At 58.5% G+C, this 1,602-nt stretch carries 1 protein-coding gene; it reads left to right on the top strand.

All coding sequences use genetic code 11. The features are described 5' to 3' along the window. The coding region (locus GTA51_RS20325; RefSeq protein WP_160964301.1) for a DUF927 domain-containing protein at positions 1-1,599 on the top strand (1,599 nt) is incomplete at its 5' end. Positions 1,600-1,602: the final 3 nt, after the last annotated feature.

Here is a 1,602-nt window from a genome sequence, read left to right as displayed (position 1 = left end):
ACGCGGGATATTGTTTCTTTGGCAAGCTTTGGACTTCCGATTACCAGCGAGCACAAAGATTTTCTCGTCAAGTACCTCTCGGCCTACGACTTTATCAACCGCCGCTGTATCCCTCTTATCCAGGTCAGCAGTCGCTTTGGCTGGCAAGACGGCAATGAATCCTTTTTGTGGGGCCGCAACCTCATCACCCAGGACGGCATGTTGTCAGCCGCTGCGATCAATACGAAGAACGGTCCATCAGCCATCGGAGCCGCCACCATCGTTTTCCGTGGCACTGACGACGGGGATGAACAGGTGGCGGACGGTTTTGTTTGCTCAGGTTCGTTAACGGGTTGGCTCGCCATTGCCAACCGCGCCATCGTGTACCAAACTCCCTTCGTAATCCTCCTGGCTGCGTGTTCTCCCCCGATGCTGACCCTCATTGGAGCCAGCAATTTTGTCGTGGAAACTGCCGGCGTCACGTCCACTGGCAAGACCACGGTCCAGCGGTTTGCCGCTTCAGTATGGGGGTGCCCTGATGAACGGGCTGAGGCGTCCGTGCTGCACACCTGGGACATGACTCGAATTTGGGTTGAGCGCATCGGCGGCCTGCTCAATGGCCTGCCTCTGATTCTCGATGATACCAAACGGGTATTTTCCAGCCTGCCGCAGAAAGAGGCCCGTGCCTTGGTCAACTCCGTGATTTATGGCTACGCCTCAGGCAAAGGACGCGGCCGTGGAAGTGTCCAGGGAACACAACGCACCGGATCATTCCGCTCTGTCCTGATTTCTTCGGGAGAGGAGCCCTGCACCGGGGCCAGCAGTCAACATGGTGGCGCTCGTGCTCGCGTCCTTTCACTCTGGGGGCCGCCATTTGGCACAGCCCCGCAACCGGATTTGGTCAAGGATGTGAACGTTGCCGTTTTGTTGAACTACGGCTTCGCCGGGCCTTATCTTGTCCGCCACCTGCTGATGAACCGCGCCTACTGGGCAGCGTGGAAGGAGGAGTTCCAGCAGCTTCAAGCCTTCTATGCGACACTGGCCGAAGGCAACAATGTGGCCGGCCGTTTGGCTGAAATCTTCGCCGTCCTCGAGTTCACCGCCCTTCGTCTGCTGGAGGCACTTCCAGGGCTGGTCCTTCATCGACCAACCCGTGAGGTCTTGCTGGGCATCTGGGCTGAGACCGTTGCCGACGCCGCCCAAGATGCCGACCGTGCCCTGGCCGCCCTGCGTGATGTTGGGGAATGGGCCATAGCCAACCAGCAGAAGTTCTTCGGCCGCCATAAATCCGATTCCAACAGCAACCCGATTGAGCCCTTTGGCGGCTTTGTTGGGCGCTTCGATGCCGGTGATCAATGGACCTTCATCGCCTTCCTGCGCAAGCCCTTGTGTGACATGCTCGAGAAGTTTGGCCACGATGTCTCGGCCACACTCCGGGTCTGGTCCGAGCGCGGCTGGCTCCTGGCCGATTCAAAAGGTCGAAACCAGCGCCAAGTTCGCATCAATGGGACCAAGGCCGCTGCCTACTGCGTCAACAGGACCGCTCTTGAAATCGAGGTGGGCATGGATTTCCGTCCCGATCAAGTAGCTTCAAACTCTCCAAATCCGTTTGCTGCCTAGGCC

The sequence above is a fragment of the Solidesulfovibrio aerotolerans genome (assembly GCF_009856865.1).
GTDB lineage: Bacteria > Desulfobacterota > Desulfovibrionia > Desulfovibrionales > Desulfovibrionaceae > Solidesulfovibrio > Solidesulfovibrio aerotolerans.
Note: the sequence above shows the minus strand (reverse complement) of the source record. Positions and strands in the feature narration are given on the sequence as shown.